General features: G+C 43.5%; 14 protein-coding genes. 11 read left to right on the top strand and 3 right to left on the bottom strand.

Annotation, left to right across the window (positions count from 1 at the left end):
• Nucleotides 1–11 precede the first annotated feature (11 nt).
• From M2353_RS09480 to M2353_RS09445, 8 genes are read left to right on the top strand one after another with little or no spacing between them, the layout of a single operon-like run.
• A complete protein-coding gene (locus M2353_RS09480; protein ID WP_284725328.1) occupies nucleotides 12–1,154 on the top strand; it encodes an acyl-CoA dehydrogenase family protein in 1,143 nt (380 codons plus the stop codon).
• Nucleotides 1,155–1,196: 42 nt separating this feature from the next.
• Nucleotides 1,197–2,834, top strand: a complete 1,638-nt coding sequence (locus M2353_RS09475) for an AMP-binding protein (protein ID WP_284725327.1) — start codon at nucleotides 1,197–1,199, stop codon at nucleotides 2,832–2,834.
• A gap of 8 nt (nucleotides 2,835–2,842) precedes the next feature.
• Nucleotides 2,843–4,192, top strand: coding sequence for an acetyl-CoA carboxylase biotin carboxylase subunit (locus M2353_RS09470; RefSeq protein WP_284725326.1), 1,350 nt, complete (start codon nucleotides 2,843–2,845; stop codon nucleotides 4,190–4,192).
• Nucleotides 4,189–4,404 carry an acetyl-CoA carboxylase biotin carboxyl carrier protein subunit gene (locus tag M2353_RS09465; protein WP_017367387.1) on the top strand — a complete coding sequence of 72 codons (216 nt, stop codon included), beginning with the start codon at nucleotides 4,189–4,191 and terminating at the stop codon, nucleotides 4,402–4,404. Before M2353_RS09470 ends, M2353_RS09465 begins: the two co-directional genes overlap by 4 nt.
• Nucleotides 4,405–4,422: 18 nt before the next feature.
• Entirely contained in the window at nucleotides 4,423–5,328 is a 906-nt protein-coding gene (locus M2353_RS09460; RefSeq protein WP_284725325.1) for a hydroxymethylglutaryl-CoA lyase, read from the top strand.
• Between the two features lie 15 nt (nucleotides 5,329–5,343).
• A complete protein-coding gene (locus M2353_RS09455) occupies nucleotides 5,344–6,123 on the top strand; it encodes an enoyl-CoA hydratase (RefSeq protein WP_047947138.1) in 780 nt (259 codons plus the stop codon).
• An 18-nt stretch (nucleotides 6,124–6,141) separates the two neighbouring features.
• Nucleotides 6,142–7,665 (top strand): acyl-CoA carboxylase subunit beta, encoded by a 1,524-nt coding sequence (locus M2353_RS09450; RefSeq protein ID WP_284725324.1) that lies wholly within the window; start codon nucleotides 6,142–6,144, stop codon nucleotides 7,663–7,665.
• Between the two features lie 14 nt (nucleotides 7,666–7,679).
• On the top strand, nucleotides 7,680–9,614 hold the full coding sequence (locus tag M2353_RS09445) for an AMP-binding protein (protein WP_284725323.1): 1,935 nt from the start codon (nucleotides 7,680–7,682) through the stop codon (nucleotides 9,612–9,614).
• A 226-nt stretch (nucleotides 9,615–9,840) separates the two neighbouring features.
• Here M2353_RS09445 and cysI read toward each other — a convergent pair whose 3' ends face one another.
• Together cysI and M2353_RS09435 are read right to left on the bottom strand one after the other, a co-directional pair.
• A complete protein-coding gene (gene cysI, locus M2353_RS09440; RefSeq protein WP_284725322.1) occupies nucleotides 9,841–11,559 on the bottom strand; it encodes an assimilatory sulfite reductase (NADPH) hemoprotein subunit in 1,719 nt (572 codons plus the stop codon).
• Between the two features lie 33 nt (nucleotides 11,560–11,592).
• On the bottom strand, nucleotides 11,593–13,404 hold the full coding sequence (locus M2353_RS09435) for an assimilatory sulfite reductase (NADPH) flavoprotein subunit (protein WP_284725321.1): 1,812 nt from the start codon (nucleotides 13,402–13,404) through the stop codon (nucleotides 11,593–11,595).
• Nucleotides 13,405–13,705: 301 nt separating this feature from the next.
• Here M2353_RS09435 and M2353_RS09430 point away from each other — a divergent pair, with 301 nt between their 5' ends.
• Nucleotides 13,706–15,058: an IS1182 family transposase gene (locus M2353_RS09430; protein ID WP_284725320.1), complete on the top strand. Its 1,353-nt coding sequence runs from the start codon at nucleotides 13,706–13,708 to the stop codon at nucleotides 15,056–15,058.
• A gap of 101 nt (nucleotides 15,059–15,159) precedes the next feature.
• Here M2353_RS09430 and M2353_RS09425 read toward each other — a convergent pair whose 3' ends face one another.
• Nucleotides 15,160–16,500: a phospholipase D-like domain-containing protein gene (locus M2353_RS09425; protein WP_284725319.1), complete on the bottom strand. Its 1,341-nt coding sequence runs from the start codon at nucleotides 16,498–16,500 to the stop codon at nucleotides 15,160–15,162.
• A 160-nt stretch (nucleotides 16,501–16,660) separates the two neighbouring features.
• Here M2353_RS09425 and M2353_RS09420 point away from each other — a divergent pair, with 160 nt between their 5' ends.
• Together M2353_RS09420 and pfkB are read left to right on the top strand one after the other, a co-directional pair.
• Nucleotides 16,661–17,437: a MurR/RpiR family transcriptional regulator gene (locus tag M2353_RS09420; protein WP_007499235.1), complete on the top strand. Its 777-nt coding sequence runs from the start codon at nucleotides 16,661–16,663 to the stop codon at nucleotides 17,435–17,437.
• 130 nt (nucleotides 17,438–17,567) lie between these two features.
• Nucleotides 17,568–18,482, top strand: a complete 915-nt coding sequence (pfkB, locus tag M2353_RS09415; protein WP_041092776.1) for a 1-phosphofructokinase — start codon at nucleotides 17,568–17,570, stop codon at nucleotides 18,480–18,482.
• Nucleotides 18,483–18,487 lie beyond the last annotated feature (5 nt).

Genomic DNA, 18,487 nt, shown 5'->3' with positions numbered 1-18,487 from the left:
GGGGAAGCAAAATGGATTTTGAATTAACGAAAGAGCAGCAAATGATCCGTCAGATGGTCAAAGAATTTGCAAAAACAGAAATTGCACCACACGCTCAAACTGTTGATGAACAGGCAGCATTTCCCGTAAAAACATTTCAAAAAATGGGGGAGCTCGGTTTTATGGGTATACCCTTTCCAGAGAAATATGGAGGTTCTGGAGGAGATACGATCACGTATGCACTGGCAGTCGAGGAAATTGGAAAACAGTGTGCGAGTACAGGTTTAAGTTATGCCGCAGCGGTTTCCTTAGGCGCAAGTCCACTTTATTACTTCGGCACGGAGGAGCAAAAGATGGACCATCTTGTTCCATTAGCCTCTGGAACAGCGCTTGGCTCCTTCGGATTAACAGAACCAAACGCCGGATCAGATGCAAAAGGAACAAAAACAAAAGCCATTAAAGACGGACAAGAATATGTCATCAGTGGGGAAAAGTGCTGGATCACAAATGCCAATTATGCCAGAACGATTATTGTCACCGCTGTGACAGATCATGATGAAAACGGACGTCCAATCATCTCCGCCTTTATTGTGGAGAAAGGGCAAAAGGGACTGTCGATTACAAACCCATATGACAAAATGGGGGTTCGCGGTTCAGATACGGCTGAAATCATTTTAGACGAAGTGCGTGTACCAGCGCATCATATATTGGGAGACAAATCGAAAGGATTCAAGCAATTTTTATATACATTGGACGGCGGACGAATTTCCATTGCAGCCTTATCTGTCGGAATTGCACAAGCTGCACTTGATGCTTCACTTTCCTATGCAAAAGAAAGAAAGCAATTTGGAAAGACGCTCTCATCCTTCCAGGCCATTCAGTTTAAGCTGGCGGATATGGCGATGCAAATAGAGCTTGCAAGACAAATGGTCTGGAAAGCCGCTTGGCTGAAAGATCAAGGCAAACCATTTACAAAAGAAGCGGCCTATGCCAAACTGTTTGCTTCAGAAATGGCGACAAAAGCAAGTCTTGATGCTGTCCAAATTCATGGCGGAACAGGCTATATGAAAGAATGCGGTGTTGAACGGCTTGTGAGAGATGCCAAGCTCATGGAAATCGGAGAAGGGACCTCTGAAATTCAGCGGCTCGTGATCGCAAGACAGTTGTTAGCGTAATACCTTAATGAAAACGCTTACTACACATGAGGGAGGAAAGCAATGATGTCGATTCACCCGCAAACGATTGGCTCCCTATTAAGAGAAAAAAAAGAACAGCACCCAGCACATGAAGCCATTGTTTACCCAGAACGTTCTTTACGTTATTCGTACGAAGCGTTTTATCAAGAGGTCAAGGAAACAGGTAAAGGTCTCGTGGCATTAGGGGTTCAAAAGGGAGATCACATCGCCATTATGGCACCAAATATACCTGAATGGCTCATTCTTCAATTTGCCTGCGCCTCCATTGGTGCTGTTCTTGTCACTGTGAATACCAATTTTCAATCACAGGAACTCGCCTATTTACTCAAGCATTCTGACAGCAAAATGTTGTTTATTGTAGACGGCTTTAAAGAAACGTCCTATGTCAACATACTTGAAGAGCTAATTCCAGAACTTCAAACCGCTCATCAAGAGGAGATCACTTCCACACAATTTCCTTATTTAAAAAGATGTATCTATATCGGTCAGCATGTACCAAACGGTATGCTCAGCTGGGATCGTCTTCAAGTGGCAGCCAAAAGAACCGAAGATCATGAATGGGAGAAGCGAATGAATGAGCTCACGCCTGATGACGTTATTAATATGCAGTACACTTCAGGCACAACCGGCTATCCAAAGGGCGTCATGCTCAGCCACACAAACATCGTCTGTAATGCGAGTCAGATCGCAGATTGTATGAAATTAACAGAGCAGGACCGTATGTGTATCCCAGTACCGTTTTTTCATTGCTTCGGCTCTGTTCTTGGTGTACTTGCTTGTCTCACAAAAGGGGGAACGATCATCCCACTTGAATCTTTCCATCCAGAACGAGTCCTTCAAACAGTAGAAAAAGAAAAATGCACCGTTCTTCACGGTGTACCAACCATGTTCATCGCAGAGCTCGATCATCCAAATTTCCACTCTTATGACCTGTCCACATTACGAACGGGGATTATGGCCGGTTCACTCTGCCCATCCCACGTCATGAAAGCAGTCATTGAAAAAATGGGACTGAGAGAGCTCACGATTGCCTATGGTCAAACCGAAAGTTCACCCGTCATTACCCAAACAAGAACCGATGATTCGTTTGAAAGACGCGTTCAAACGGTCGGACGTGCGCTTCCTCAAATTGAAGTCAAAATTGCCTTACCAGGAACGTCAGAAGAAGTGCCAAGAGGACAGCAAGGGGAGCTTTGTACAAGAGGTTACCATGTCATGAAGGGCTATTATAAAAACGAAGAAGCAACAAATGAAGTCATTGATGAGGACGGATGGCTTCATACAGGGGATTTAGCTGAGATGGATCATGACGGTTATGTGAAAATCACAGGCCGGCTCAAAGATATGATCATCAGAGGCGGAGAGAATGTGTACCCAAAAGAGATTGAGGATGTCCTATACACTCACCCTGCCATTCTTGACGCACAGGTTGTTGGTATTCCTGACGAGACATACGGCGAGGAAGCAGCCGCATTCATTCGGCTAAAACAAGGGAAGTCGGTCTCAATTGAGACATTAACGAGTTATTGTCAGTCGCAAATGGCACGCTACAAAATCCCGAAATACTTTTTCATTACAGATGAGTACCCAATGACCGCCTCATGCAAAATTCAGAAATTCCGCTTGAAAAAGCAGGCGCTTGATCTAATAAAGGAGTGAAAGCAGCGATGTTTGAACAAGTATTGATCGCCAATCGAGGCGAAATTGCCCGTAGAGTGATTCGGACATGTAAACGGCTCGGAATCAAAACCGTTGCCGTTTATTCAGAGGCTGATCAGCATGCACTTCATGTGCAAGAAGCAGACAGCGCCTATTATATCGGCGGCGCTAAAGTTTCTGAAAGCTATTTAAACATGGAAGCGATCATTAAGGTTGCCAAACAAACAAATGCTGATGCTATCCACCCAGGGTATGGTCTTTTATCAGAAAATGCGGCATTTGCTGAGCGCTGCCGGAGCGAAGGCATTGCCTTTATTGGACCATCTGCACAAGTCATTCAGCAGATGGGAAATAAAATTGAAGCGAGAAAAACGATGGAACAAGCGGGCATCCCAATCGTTCCTGGTGTTTCAGCCCCACTCCATGATGCACACGAAGGTGTTCATAAAGCACAGACACTCGGCTATCCCATTATGCTAAAAGCATCGAGTGGTGGCGGCGGGATTGGTATGCAGCTCGTCCGCAACGACGAAGAACTGCATCGAGCGTTTGAAGGAAATCAAAAAAGAGCACAAAGTTTCTTTCAAGACGGTACTTTATACATGGAAAAGGTGATTGAACACGCACGGCACATCGAAATTCAAGTTCTTTTTGATTCGTTCGGTCACGGCGTTCACTTATTTGAAAGAGATTGTTCACTCCAAAGAAGACATCAGAAAATTGTTGAAGAGGCACCAGCCGTCTGTCTTGAAGAAACGGTGAGACAGCAAATGGGACAGATGGCCGTCAAAGCTGCCAAAGCAATTGGGTATGAAAATGCGGGCACGATTGAATGTTTAGTCGATCAAAACCAGCAATTTTATTTCTTAGAAATGAATACGAGATTGCAAGTAGAACACCCTGTCACAGAAGAAATTACCGGGATTGACCTTGTCGAGGAGCAGCTAAAAATTGCCGCATTAGAGCCCCTGTCCTTCAGCCAAGAGGATATTCATCAAATTGGGCACGCGATTGAAGTTAGAATATACGCTGAAGACCCTGTGACATTTTACCCTTCGCCAGGCACGATCACTCGGCTTTCTACACCTGATGCCCCATATATCCGTCATGAGTCAAGCGTCACGAGCGGAAGTGTCATTACCCCATTTTACGATCCAATGATTGCGAAAATGATTGTGTACGGTGATACTCGAAAACTCGCCATAGAACGATTAAAAGCAGCATTACAAGCATATGAAATAGAAGGGATCAAAACCAATGTACCGCTTTTAAAGGAAATGGCCGAATCAACTGCCTTTTTACATGGCCGCATCACAACCGATTATCTGATGAAAAAAAGGGAGGAAAACCGTTCATGAAAACTGTCACGATACAAATGGCCGGAAACTTGTGGAAACTTCTTGTGAAACAGGGTGATGATGTGCAAAAAGGACAGGAAGTCGCCATCTTAGAATCGATGAAAATGGAGATTCCCATTGTTGCAGAAGAAGCAGGTGTGATCAGTAAAGTGTATAAGGCGGAGGGGGAATTTGTTGACGAGGGAGAGGTACTTTTAGAGCTGACAGAATAGGGGGAGGGGGAAAGCCGCATGGCATTACCAAAAAACGTGCTCATTAGAGAGGTCGGCCCGCGCGATGGACTACAAAATGAATTCGTTTGGCTGGACACAATGGAGAAGCGAACATGGATCCATTTACTCGAAGAAGCCCATCTTCCTTATATTGAAGTCACCTCATTTGTTCATCCGAAATGGGTTCCAGCCTTAAAAGACGCCAAAGACTTAGCCCAATCATTCAACAAAAAAGAGGATATCACCTATGCCGCACTCATCCCAAATGAAAAAGGATTAGCTCATTTTTTTGAAGCAAACCTTGAGGTAGGGGCTATGTTTATCTCATCGAGTGAGACACATAACAAAAAGAATATGAATCGATCTATACAGGAAACATTGCCTGTGATCAAACAAATGACAGCCGATTTAAAAGCAGAAGGACGGCAAACGCGGGCCTATATTTCAACCGTGTTTGGATGTCCTTATGAAAAACAAGTGCCGATGGACCAAGTGCTGCGATTAACGGAACAGCTGCTGTCCTTCGGCATTGATGAAATATCACTTGGGGATACCATTGGGGAAGCCCATCCGCTGCAAGTAGAAAGACGGTTAGACCTTTTACTTGAACGCTTTCCTGCTGATAAAATCGCACTTCATTTTCATGATACGAAAGGAATGGGGCTTGCCAATATTTATACAGCATTAAAAGCCGGCATCACCATATTTGATGCCTCTAGCGGGGGGCTTGGCGGCTGTCCTTATGCACCTGGCTCCAGCGGAAACGTGGCGACAGAAGACGTGGTGCACATGCTTCACAAACTCGGGATCGAAACAAATGTCGACCTCCCTCGCTTGATTAAAGCGGCTGAATGGATTGAAGCAAAAGTGGATCGAACCCTGCCAAGTCACTGTTTACGCGCTTTTCAGTCTCACACTACTTGATAAAGGGTGAATCACATGACTTCATTGATCAATTTTTCAATACAAGATCACATTGGCATCATGACATTAAATAGACCAGCGCAAGCCAATGCTCTCTCCGCTGCTATGCTAGAGGAAATCAACCAAACGATTCAAGAAATCAAACATGATGCAAACATCCGCTGTTTGCTCATGACAGGAGCTGGCGCTAAAGTTTTTTGCGCAGGAGCAGACTTAAAAGAAAGGCGATTGATGACAGAACAAGAAGCCAAAGAAGCCGTTCTGACCATTCAGCAAACCTTTACAGACATTGAATCTTTGCCTGTTCCTGTCATTGCCGTGATAAACGGACACGCACTTGGCGGAGGTCTTGAGCTCGCGCTCGCCTGTGATCTCCGCATCGCAAGAGCGGGTGCAGCGCTCGGCCTGCCGGAAACAGGACTAGCTATCCTGCCGGGAGCAGGGGGCACACAAAGACTTTCGCGCCTGATCGGACCCGGGAAAGCGAAAGAAATGATCTTCACCGGCACTTCTTTACGAGCAGAAGAAGCCGTTCAAATTGGGCTGATTGAACGTATCTCTACAGCCGATTCACTGATGAATGATGCCATCACACTCGCAAAACAAATCACCAAAAATGGACCGATCGCTTTAAAAGAAGCAAAACAAGCCATTCAATCCAGCCTTGATCACGATTTACAAACAGGTCTGACGAAAGAATACGAAGCTTATCTGCGGCTTATTCATACAGAAGATCGACTAGAAGGTCTCAAGGCTTTTCAAGAAAAACGAACGCCTTATTACAGAGGGAAATAGCAAGAAAGGGGAATGTTTATGATCGAAGAATATGAATTAAAAAAACAACGAATTGAAAAGGGCGGGGCAGAACGCTACCATCAAAAAAACAAAGAAAAAGGAAAATTATTTGTCCGTGATCGGCTCCATTTGTTGTTAGATGAGGATTCTTTCATTGAAGATGCCATGTTTGCAGAGTGCAAAGATGAACATTTACCAGCAGATGGTGTCGTCACCGGAACCGGGCGTATGAATGGGCAGACTGTTTGTGTCATGGCAAACGACTCTACGGTTAAAGCAGGATCGTGGGGCGTCAAAACAGTAGAAAAAATCATTCGAATTCAAGAAACGGCCGAGAAGCTCAATTGTCCGATGCTGTATCTAGTCGATTCAGCGGGTGCAAGAATCACTGATCAAATCGCAATGTTCCCAGGCAGAAGAGGAGCAGGGCGCATTTTTTATAACCAAGTCAAGCTGTCTGGGCGCATTCCTCAAATTTGTTTACTATTCGGTCCTTCTGCAGCCGGTGGTGCGTATATCCCTGCTTTTTGTGACATTGTCGTCATGGTCGAAGGAAATGCCTCTATGTATTTAGGCTCGCCGCGAATGGCTGAAATGGTGATCGGTGAAAAAGTATCACTTGAGGAAATGGGCGGTGCGAAAATGCATTGCAGCATTTCTGGATGCGGAGATATATTAGCCAAAACAGAGGAAGAGGCCATTCAAATTGCACGTGATTATTTAACCTATATGCCTGCCAACTATACAGAAAAACCAAAAACGACAGCAGCAAAAGCACCTAAACCATCTGAAACCACCATCCAAGACTTAATCCCTAAAGGCCAGAATACCCCATTTGATATGTATCAACTCATCGATTTACTGATTGATGAAGGGTCATTTTTTGAAATCAAAAAGCTGTTTGCCGCAGAGTTAATTACCGGCTTTGGCAGAATGAACGGTCAGCCTGTCGGTCTCATTGCCAATCAGCCAAGGGTCAAAGGCGGCGTATTATTCCACGACTCAGCTGATAAAGCCGCCAAGTTTATTCAGCTCTGTGATGCCTTTCATATCCCGCTGCTCTTTCTTGCGGACATACCAGGATTTATGATTGGAACAAAAGTGGAACAAGCCGGCATTATTCGTCATGGGGCAAAAATGATCTCCGCTATGTCAGAAGCGACCGTTCCGAAAATATCCGTCATCGTCCGTAAAGCATACGGAGCAGGACTATATGCAATGGCAGGCCCTGCTTTTGAGCCAGACTGCTGTCTCGCTCTTCCATCGGCGCAAATCGCTGTGATGGGTCCAGAAGCCGCTGTAAATGCCGTCTATGCAAATAAAATTGCAGAACTACCGCCCGAAGAGAGGGCTTCATTTATACAAGAGAAACGGAAGGAATACCAGGAAGATATGAATATCTATGAGCTTGCCTCTGAAATGATTGTCGATGGCGTCATCCCATTTGACCGTCTCAGAACGGAACTTTGTCATAGATTAGTAGCCTATTCATCGAAAGACATGACATTTACGAAACGAAAACATCCGGTCTATCCGGTCTAAAGGGGGCAGACCTCATGATCAACCTGAAACCAGAATGGATACCGGAAGAAAAGCAGAGCCAAAAAACACGTTTGCATCAGTGGATGAAATCTCTTGGTTTTTCTACGTATGACTCATTCTATCAAGCCAGTATTGCACGCACAGACTGGTTTTGGAGAGAAGCGGAAAAGGCGGTCGGCATTCAGTGGAAAAAACCATATGAAGCGGCATTAGGTCACAACTCATTGATGTGGCCGAAATGGTATCAGGGCGGCACACTAAACATCACCGAAACGGCTGTGGACAAATGGGCAGAAAAAGAAGAGACGAGGCATCAGCCCGCCATCATTTGGAGCAATGAAGCCGGTGAAGAAAAGAAATGGTCATTTCTCGAACTTCAAGAGAAAGTGAGCCGTCTTGCAGCTGGCTTTTTGAAAGAAGGACTTCAAAAAGGGGATGTAGCCATCATCTATATGCCAATGCTTCCAGAAACGGTCGCCGTCATGCTTGCCTTTGCAAAGATTGGTGTTATTTTCAGCCCAGTCTTCTCAGGCTATGGAAGCGAGCCACTCGCTGTACGCATTCGTGCGTCAGGCGCATCCATTGTCGTCACAGCGAATGAAATGATGCGGCGAGGGAAAACGATCAACATGCGGGAATGTGTGGCGGATGCCATCAATAAAACCACAACTGTGCAAAAAGTGATTGTGCACACTTCCTCTCATACCGGATATCAGGACGATGTCCTGCTGAATGATTTGTTAAAAGAACAGCCGATCACCGGCGAGACCTATGTCACAAATGAAGACCCGCTGATGATCTTGTATACGTCAGGCACAACCGGCACACCAAAGGGAGCCGTTCATACACACGCAGGCTTTCCGATAAAGGCAGCTTTTGATGCCGGGCTATGTATGGATGTGGCAAAAGGAGACCGGCTGTTTTGGCTGACTGATATGGGCTGGATGATGGGGCCATTCCTCGTCTTTGGCGGCTTGATCAATGGAGCTACCATCGTTTTATATGACGGCGCTCCCGATTATCCAGATGAGCAGCAGCTCTGGTCATTCATCCACGAGAAGAAAGTCACTCATTTTGGACTTTCCCCTACATTTGTTCGTTCTGCGATGCAGCAAACGATTGATGGGGTCGAACTATCGCATGTCAAAGCCATTATTTCTACAGGGGAACCATGGAATGAAGCTCCGTGGCAATGGTTATTTCACACCATTGGTCAAAAGAACATTCCAATCTTAAATTATTCAGGAGGAACCGAGGTTTCTGGTGGCATTGTAGGCAGTACGTTGCTTCGTCCCATCAAACCGATTCTCTTTAATGCGGCGATCTTAGGAATGGCGGCAGATGTATACAATGAAGCTGGGCAAAGCGTGATGAATGAAGTAGGGGAGCTTGTGGTGAAAAAGCCATGGGTCGGCATGACATGTGGTTTTTGGAACGAACCGGAGCGTTATGAAGATACGTATTTCAAACGATTTGATGGTGTATGGACACACGGAGATTGGGTCATGCAAACAGAGGACGGAGAATTCCACATCACCGGCAGATCGGATGATGTCATTAATACAGCAGGGAAACGCATCGGGCCAGCTGAAATTGAATCCATCCTTACCTGGCATCCTTCCGTGCATGAAGCCGCTGTGATTGGGGTAAAGGATGAGGTGAAAGGGGAGGCGCTCGTCTGTTTCATCGTGACCAGTCCGCATGCTTTTGAAGAAGCAGCCCTTATCCAAGAGCTTTCAGCCCATGTTGGTTCACATGCTGGAAAAGCGCTCACACCAAAAGAAGTTCATCTCATTTCAGCTTTGCCGAAAACAAGGAATGGAAAAATCGTACGACGTTTACTTAAAGAGGCGTATGAAAAGCAGCCTTTACCCGATCTATCTTCATTAGACAATCCAGATGTATATAAGAGTCTGACCGAATACTTGAATAAGAAACAGAAAAAATAAAAAAGACAGGATGGTTCCTGTCTCAGCGTGTAGACAAACCCTCGCATTCGGTGTCAGTCCTGCGCTTCGGTGCTCACGAATGTCAAATTCGCTCCGCGCCGATGCTCGTCCTTCCTAGACTGCAAAGGTTTTCTATCACGCTGAAAAAAAGAAGACAAAGGGCTAAAATCAAGTTCATTTTAGCCCTTTGTCAACAATCTAAGACAGGATGGTTCCTGTCTCTTTTTTATTGTACATGAAAATTCGTTCCATCTGTTGTCTCTTTCACAATCCCTGCCCGAATGACAAAATCGCCGAAATGTTCATTTTCTTCTCGTTCTTTTGCGTAGCGGGGGAGAAGAGAGCCAAGTTCTTTTAGAATGTCTTCCTCACCCACATTTTCACGGTATAATTTACTTAATCTGCTGCCATCAAATGCGGCACCGAGATACATATTATACTTACCAGGTGATTTTCCGATAAATCCAATCTCTCCAAGCGCATGACGAGCACAACCATTTGGACAACCAGTCATTCGAATGGTGATTTCTTTATCACTTAATCCGTTTTCTTCAACGATGTCTTCGATTTTATCAATCAATCGTGGAAGGTAGCGCTCTGCTTCAGCCATTGCTAAACCGCAAGTTGGCAAAGATACACAAGCCATTGAGCTGCGGCGCAGGGCAGAGTGCTGCTGGCCGTCTGATAAACCAAACTTCTGAATGAGCTGTTCGATTTGTTTCTTTTTATGAGTTGTCACATTCCCAATGATTAAATTCTGATTGGCGGTTAAACGGAAGTCACCTGTATGAACCTTGGCGATTTCGCGGATGCCTGTCATCAGCGGATAATCATCATAATCTGTGATGCGTCCGCCTTCTACAAACATCGTATAATGCCATCTGCCATTGATGCCTTTTACCCAGCCATAACGGTCACCGTTATGATCAAAGTGATAATCCTTTGCCTCTAAAAGAGTAAACCCAAGACGGCGCTCAAGCTCTTCTTTTACATTCTCAAGACCAAGGCGGTCCACCGTATATTTAAAGCGGGCATTTTTTCGCACAGAACGGTTTCCGTAGTCACGCTGAATAGTGATGACTTGTTTGGCAATTTCTACGACCTGTTCAGGTGTACAAAAGCCGATGACCTTTGCAAGCTGCGGATAAGTCGCTGTATCACCATGCGTCATACCCATTCCGCCGCCAATTGCGACATTAAAACCGACCAGTTGATCGTTTTCGATAATGGCAATAAAGCCTAGATCCTGCGAAAAGACATCAATATCGTTAGCAGGAGGGACCGCCACACCAATTTTGAATTTCCTTGGCAAATAAAGCGGACCATACATCGGTTCAACTTCCGTATCTGGCGTTGCCGCAACCTTTTCCTCATCAAGCCAAATTTCGTGATAAGCTCTTGTTTGCGGGAGCAGGTCATCACTTAATTTTTTCGCCAGCTCGTATACATCATGGTGCACTTCAGATTGATAAGGATTCGATGTACACATGACATTCCGGTTCACGTCGCCGCAAGCAGCAATCGTATCAAGCATAGTAGAATGAATGTCTTGAATGGTTTTTTTCATATTCCATTTTAAAATACCGTGAAGCTGAAAGGTTTCACGAGTTGTCAGCTTTAACGTACCGTTTCCGTATTTGTGAGCAAGCTCATCCATCACAAGCCACTGCTTAGATGTGGCGATTCCGCCAGGCAGACGGACACGCAGCATAAATTGATAGGCAGGCTCAAGCTTTTGTTTTTGTCGTTCATTTCTCAGGTCACGATCATCTTGTAAGTAGCTGCCGTGATGCTTCATCAGACGGTTGTCATCATCCGGAATTCCCGCTGAAATCGGATCAAGCATCACTTCTTTTAACGTACCCCGTAAATAATTACTTTTTTCTTTGATTTCCTCTACGTCGCTCGGAGGTCCATCCGGCGCTGTTAATGCTGTCTTCACCATGTAAGTAAAAGCTCCTTTCTTTCAAGCATCAAATCAATAAACGTCACGCTGATAGCGTTTTTGCTGCTGTAAGTTGGCAAGATAGCTTTCTGCTTTTTCTTTGCTCATCGCACCTTCTTCTTGAATGATGGATAGAAGGGTATTGTGAACATCATGCGCCATATGCTTTTCATCTCCGCAAATATACACGTAAGCACCTTGCTCAAGCCATTCAAATAATTCTTTGCTTTGTTTCTTCATTTGGTGCTGGACATATACTTTTTCCTCAGTATCTCTTGAAAAAGCCACGTCCATTTTCGTTAAGACGCCATCCTTTAACCACTTTTGCCATTCCGTTTGGTATAAGAAATCCGTCACAAAATGCTGATCACCGAAGAATAACCATGACTTTCCGTTTGCACCCAGTTCCTCACGTTCCTGCATAAATGAACGGAAAGGGGCGATGCCTGTGCCTGGTCCTACCATAATGATCGGTGCATCTGGATCTTGAGGAAGCTTAAAGTTTTGGTTGTGCTGAATATAAACAGGTAACGTATCACCTGGCTGCAGGCGCTCTGCACATAAAATCGAACAGACACCTTGGCGTTCTCTGCCGTGCGCATCATATCTGACAGCCCCTATCGTCAAATGAACCTCTTCGTCATTTGCTTTGAGACTGCTTGCAATGGAATAAAGGCGTGCAGGGATTTTTCTTAAAAGGGCTGTGAAATCTGCGGCGGTTCCTTCAAAAGGACCGAAATCACGAGCCGCATCTACTAAGTCCCGGCCTGCGATATATTCTTTCAGTTTTTCTTCGTTTCCTTCTTCTAAAAGGGCATGCAAGGATTCGCTTTTTGTCAGTTCAGCGATCTTTTGAAGAAGTGGTTTTGTTAAAACCGTGATCTCAAAATGCGAGGTGAGTGCTTCTTTTAAAGGAAGAGTGTCTCCATTTTTATGAACGGTGACGGATTCTTCTGCATTCCACCCGCATGTTTGAATCAGTTCGTCGACAAGCGCAGGATCATTTGTCGGGTAAATGCCAAGGCTGTCACCTGGCTCATACACGAGGCCTGATCCTTCAAGCGAAAGCTCTAAGTGACGTGTTTCTTTATTAGATCCACGCCCATTTAAGTTGATATTTTCAAGAACTTCAGCATAAAAAGGATTCGTTCTTGAATATTCAGAAACGGCTTGATTGTTGGCTCCCGCTGTTTCTTGCGGCAGTGATGCAGCTTCACCTTCACTCAAAGAAGAGGCAACACCTTGAAGCCATTCTGAAAACGGCTCATCATAATCAAGGTCACAGTCCACTCGGTCAAACAGGCGTGTACCGCCAAGCTCTAGGAAGCGTTCGTCAAATTCTTTTCCTGTCTGACAGAAGAATTCGTATGAACTGTCACCTAATGAAAGGACAGAAAAGCTTAAATGATCGAGCTTTGGCGCACGTCTGCCGTGAACATATTCATGGAACGAAAGGGCATTATCCGGCGGATCTCCTTCGCCATGTGTGCTGACAATGACCAGTAAATTGTTTATTTTTTTCAGATTATTCGGTTTAAAATCGGACATAGAAGAGAGCGTCACTTGAAAGCCTTTCTCTTCAAGATGCTGGGCTGTCTTTTTTGCTAACCCTTCGGAATTGCCTGTTTGCGACCCATAAAGCACGGTCACATCTTTGCTCACAGGCTGGGCAGATGCTGCGGCAGAAGGCGCCGGAGTGACAGCTTCTGAGCCGGCAAGCGCTGCCTGCGCTGATAAATAACCAGTAAGCCAAATTTTTTGCTGATCTGTTAAAGTCGGAAGCAGCTGATTGAGTAACTCTGCCTGCTCCTGGCTAAACGGACTGTTCAATACATGAAGTTGCAACAATATCCACCTCACAAGGAATATAAACATAGATTAATTCGATAGGAATTATATATATAGGTTCAATTTGAACTTTACCGAAAGTTTGCCATTAAGTAAAATATATAATATTGATTGTCATGATTAAGATTTCTAATGACAAAACACGGATGAATAGGGGAGAGGGCACAAAAAAAGGAAAACGGATCACCGTTTTCCTCAGGCTGTCGAGAAAATCTCGACAGCTTTATTTTTTCCCTTAAATTTTCCACTACCCCATTTTATAATAGAGAAAAGCATACTAAAGGAAGGTGTTTTTCTCATGTTCCACACTAGAAATTCTTCTCAGCACGAAGCCGAATTTGTATTACTAGATCAACTGGTCGAAGAGGATCACCTACTTCGTAAAATTGATCAATACATTGATTTTTCATTTATCATAGACAAAGTAAAACCATATTATAGTGAGAATAAAGGTCGTCCTTCTCTTGATCCACTCATTTTGTTCAAAATGATGTTCATCGGATACCTGTATGGTATCCGTTCTGAAAGACAACTTGAAAAAGAAATTTACTATAACATGGCGTATAGATGGTTTTTAGGTTTGAACATCAATGACCCCGTTCCTCATCACTCGACCATTAGCTGGAATCGTCGTACTCGATTCAAAGATACAACGATTTTTCAAGACGTTTTCGACGAGATCGTGCTTCAAGCTATCAATCATGATATGGTAGGAGGCCGCGTTCTTTTTACTGATTCAACTCATCTTAAAGCCAATGCCAATAAACATAAATATATGAGAAAAACGATTGAACAAGATACCCAGAACTATATAAATGATTTAGAAGAAGCGATCCAAGAAGATCGGGTGGCACACGGAAAAAAGCCCTTAAAGGTAAAAGAGGAGGTGAAAACGGAAAAAGACATTCGTCAAAGTACGACTGATCCTGAAAGTGGCTATCTTTATCGTGAAAACAAACCGGAAGGCTTTTTCTACCTAGACCACCGTACAACGGATATGAAGTACAATATCATCACGGATGCCCACATCACGCCCGGTAATGTCCATGATTCTGTTCCGTATCTTGATCGGTTGGATCACCAAATCGCACGATTTGGTTTTCAAGTAGAAGCTGTTGCCCTTGATTCTGGTTATTTGACGACCCCAATCTGTAAAGGTTTATCAGATCGCCGTATTTTTGGTGTCATCGCACATAGACGCTTTCATCCAACAAGAGGTTTATTTGAGAAGTGGAAATTCAAGTATGACTCTGAACATGATCATTACATATGCCCAAATGGTGAGAAGCTATTATATACAACAACTGATCGAAAGGGTTATCGATTCTACAAATCAGATCCTAAAAAATGTGCATCGTGTTCTTTCCTTGAAAGATGCACAAGGTCGAAAAATCATCAAAAAGTCATCTCAAGACACATATGGGAAGAACATAAAGAAAAGATCAGACAAAATCGTCTATCTGTCTCTGGAAAAGAGCTATATAAAAAAAGAAAAGAAAAAATAGAGCGAAGCTTTGCAGATTCAAAACAACTGCACGGGCTTCGCTACTGCCGGTTGAGGGGAAAACAAAATGTGAGTGAGCAAGTTCTTCTCACAGCTGCCTGTCAGAACATGAAGAAGATTGCCACACATCTAGCGAAGCTAGGTTAGGTGTGTGGGAGGCCTTTTTCATTCAATCTCATCCATCATCATTACGATGAAAATAAAAAAGATTGTAGAAAAACATGAGTTTCTCTACAATCTGAGCCTTTTCATGAAAGGCTTTTTTTCTGTCCATAGTCGCTTGCTTGATATTCTGTTCGATCTTTCGCTACGAGAACACTATAAGCGATTTTTCGTTCGATTGCTTCCGTAAGAGATAACGCAAATGGTGCACTATCAATCACCAAAATCGATTCAGTATTTAAAAAGCTGGATCTTGCATCTAGATTATATGTTCCAATAATACTTAAGTTATCATCAATGACCATTGATTTGGCGTGAATTGAATACGGCCCTTGATATTCATACAAATGAACACCCGTTTTCATCAATTCCTTTTTCGTGCTTAAATATCCTGCAAATGCTAAAGGGTTTGGTGTCGCTGTAAGAGAATTCGTCACGATCGTCGTTTGAATATGTAATGGCGTGAGTCCGTCTTTCATTGGCCGTGTCGGTATGACATAAGGCGTCTGGATCAGAACCGAACGCTTTGACCGCTGTGCGAGATCGTTTAACTTTTTCAAGACGAGCGGACGTTTATTTAAGCGTTCCACTGGATTTGTGAAAAATGCAATCTGTTTTGCACGAATGGCGTCTTTTGCCCAATCATATGTGGACGTGACAAAGGGTTCTTTTGTACGAATGGCTTCCTGATAAGATCTTAGCAGCTGTTTTCTTAGCTTTTTTCCTTTCTTCGCTTTTGCCTTGGAAAATACATCTTTTGTTCTTTTCGTAAACTCATGATTCCACAAATAAACGAAATACTGCTCCATTTCATCTAATACTTTTCCCCTTTTGGCGTTGTACAGTAGCACATCTCGGTCATACGCAAAGTCTTTCGGGGGCTGATCTGCAAAGTATTTATCACCAATATTTCTGCCGCCCATGACAGCGACCCTGCCATCTGCCAAAAGAAGCTTATCGTGAAGGCGGTTATGCCACGTCCATGGCTTGAACAAACGAAAAGGCTCATAAAAACGAATGGCCATATTCGGGTGATTCGCCACAGCGTAACGCAAATGCTTCAGCGGTCCACGCAGGCTATGGCAAATGCCATCTAACAACAGCTGAACTTTTACTCCTCGATCAGCCGCTTCAATTAAAGCACCAAGCACCCATTCGGCGGTTTTTCCTTTTTGAATGGAATAATAACTCAAACGAATGTTCTTTTTAGCCTCGCGAATCATTTGAACTCTCACTTGACCTGATTCAAACCCATCATCAAGCAGCATGACTTGATTTATGCCTTGGTCGTCTCCTGAGATGGAAGAGGCTTTATAGATGCAATGTTCTTTACATGTTTTTTGAAACGGTAAATAAAACAAGACAAATGCGGTCAAAAATACATACACCACATATAAAAGGATCAGAAAAAACAAGAATTGAAGCACAGTGATCAACTCCTTTCACACAAACCGTTCTTTTTCTTAGCTTATGTTAAAAACAAAATTTCACTCATTCAGCTTTCTAATGAAAAATACAGGATAAAAGAATCACCTTGTTTTCATAGGGCATTTAATTATAGTATGAAATGAGTAAGGGGGAATCGCATTGAATGAACCATTATTTAACATACCAAGTGATGTGTATCAAACGTTAAGTGAAACAGAACGTTATTTACTGCATTATATTCACCAGCATTTAGAGGATATCTCCACCTTATCCATCGTCACATTAAGTGAAAGAGCCAACGTGTCGACAGCGACCATCGTCAGACTGATGAAGAAAATCGGATACAATGGCTATACATCCTTTAAATATCGATTGAAACAAGAAAAGAAAATGACAGATGATAGTGATCAACTAAAAAATATTGACGAAGACATCAAACTAGCCATTCGAAAAAATGAAGAAGAGGTCTTAAAGACGATTCAACTGCAGAGTATTGGGCAAATTGAGGATGCAGTTCAAAAAATCCACGATGCGGACAAAATTTATATTTTTGGCAGAGGCTTCTCAGAGATGATCGCCAAAGAGATGACCATCAAATTGCAGCTCATCGGAAAAACATGTGAAGTTCATGACGACCCGAATATCATTCGGCTCAAATCGCGTGACATTGATAAAAACGAACTTGCCATCTTTGTTTCATTAAATGGAGAAACGTCAGAACTAGTGGAAGCCTGCCAAAACCTCAGTATGAAGCAGGTCACGACCATTACGGTCACAACGAGAATCGATTCTACATTAAGTAAAATATCAGATATGACACTCGTCGGATATAAAGGGGAACAATCATTCTTCCCAGATTACGAAGTCAGGTCCCGCCTGTCGCTTCATGTCATTGCCCGCATTTTACTAGACGCCTATGTGATTCGGATGAAATAAACACTCAAAAAGCCTTCCACACTTTATGATGGGAGGCTTTTTACCGTGAAAACCTTTACACAATCTGAAAACATTTTCACTGAATCGTATGAGATACTTTCTTTAGAGAAAAGAAAGAAGGTGAAACCAATTGATTTATACCTGCACCTTAAATCCTGCTATTGACCTATATATTGCTTTAAAAGAAATGCGGGCAGATACAGTCAACCGCACGGAAGATGAGGATTATCAGCCGAATGGAAAAGGTGTTAATGTGTCCATTATGCTAAAGAAATATGGCTTCACCAGCACTGCATTAGGATTTATTGCTGGGTTTTCAGGTTCATATATTGAACAATCGTTAAACGATCTCTCCATTCAAACTGATTTTATCCCAGTGGATGGGATTACACGCATTAATGTATTTATTAACACAACGGAAGAATACAAGCTTGTGAATCAAGGACCTGCTATTGAGGCAAAAGCGCTTGATGCCTTTCGCGAAAAAATCTCGACCATTCCAAAAGGCAGCATCTTCATTATGTCAGGCAGTCTGCCTAAAGGCGTTCCTGCTAGCATTTTCTCAGAGATAGCCGCTATTTGTCATCAAAACAACGTGAAATTTATTTTAGACACAAGCTCTAAAGCGGTTTTAGAGACTCTTCAGTACAAACCATATTTACTAAAACCAAATGAAGAAGAGATTGCCGCATTTTTTGGAAAAACCCACCGTTTATCAGAAACAGAACTCGTTGAATCAGGACGAAAGCTGATCGAGATGGGTGCAGAGCAAGTACTCATTTCCCGAGGAGGAGAAGGTGCACTATTCCTTACAAACGAAGCCGTATTAAAAGGAAATGCACCAATAGGAACGGTCGTAAACACGGCTTGTTCTGGTGATGCCATGCTCGCTGCATTCCTAAGTAAACAGCTGGAAGGACAACCTCATGAAGAATGCTTACGCTACGGAATTGCAACAGGGGCATCTACCGCCTTTTCAAAAGGGTTAAGTGATTTACATGACATTGATTCATTAATTGAGCAAATACACATTCAGAACATATAAGGGGG

This window comes from Bacillus aerius (genome assembly GCF_029894105.1).
Taxonomy (GTDB): Bacteria; Bacillota; Bacilli; order Bacillales; family Bacillaceae; genus Bacillus; species Bacillus altitudinis.
The sequence above is the reverse complement of the archived record's forward strand: the minus strand, read 5'-3'. Positions and strand labels throughout refer to the sequence as shown.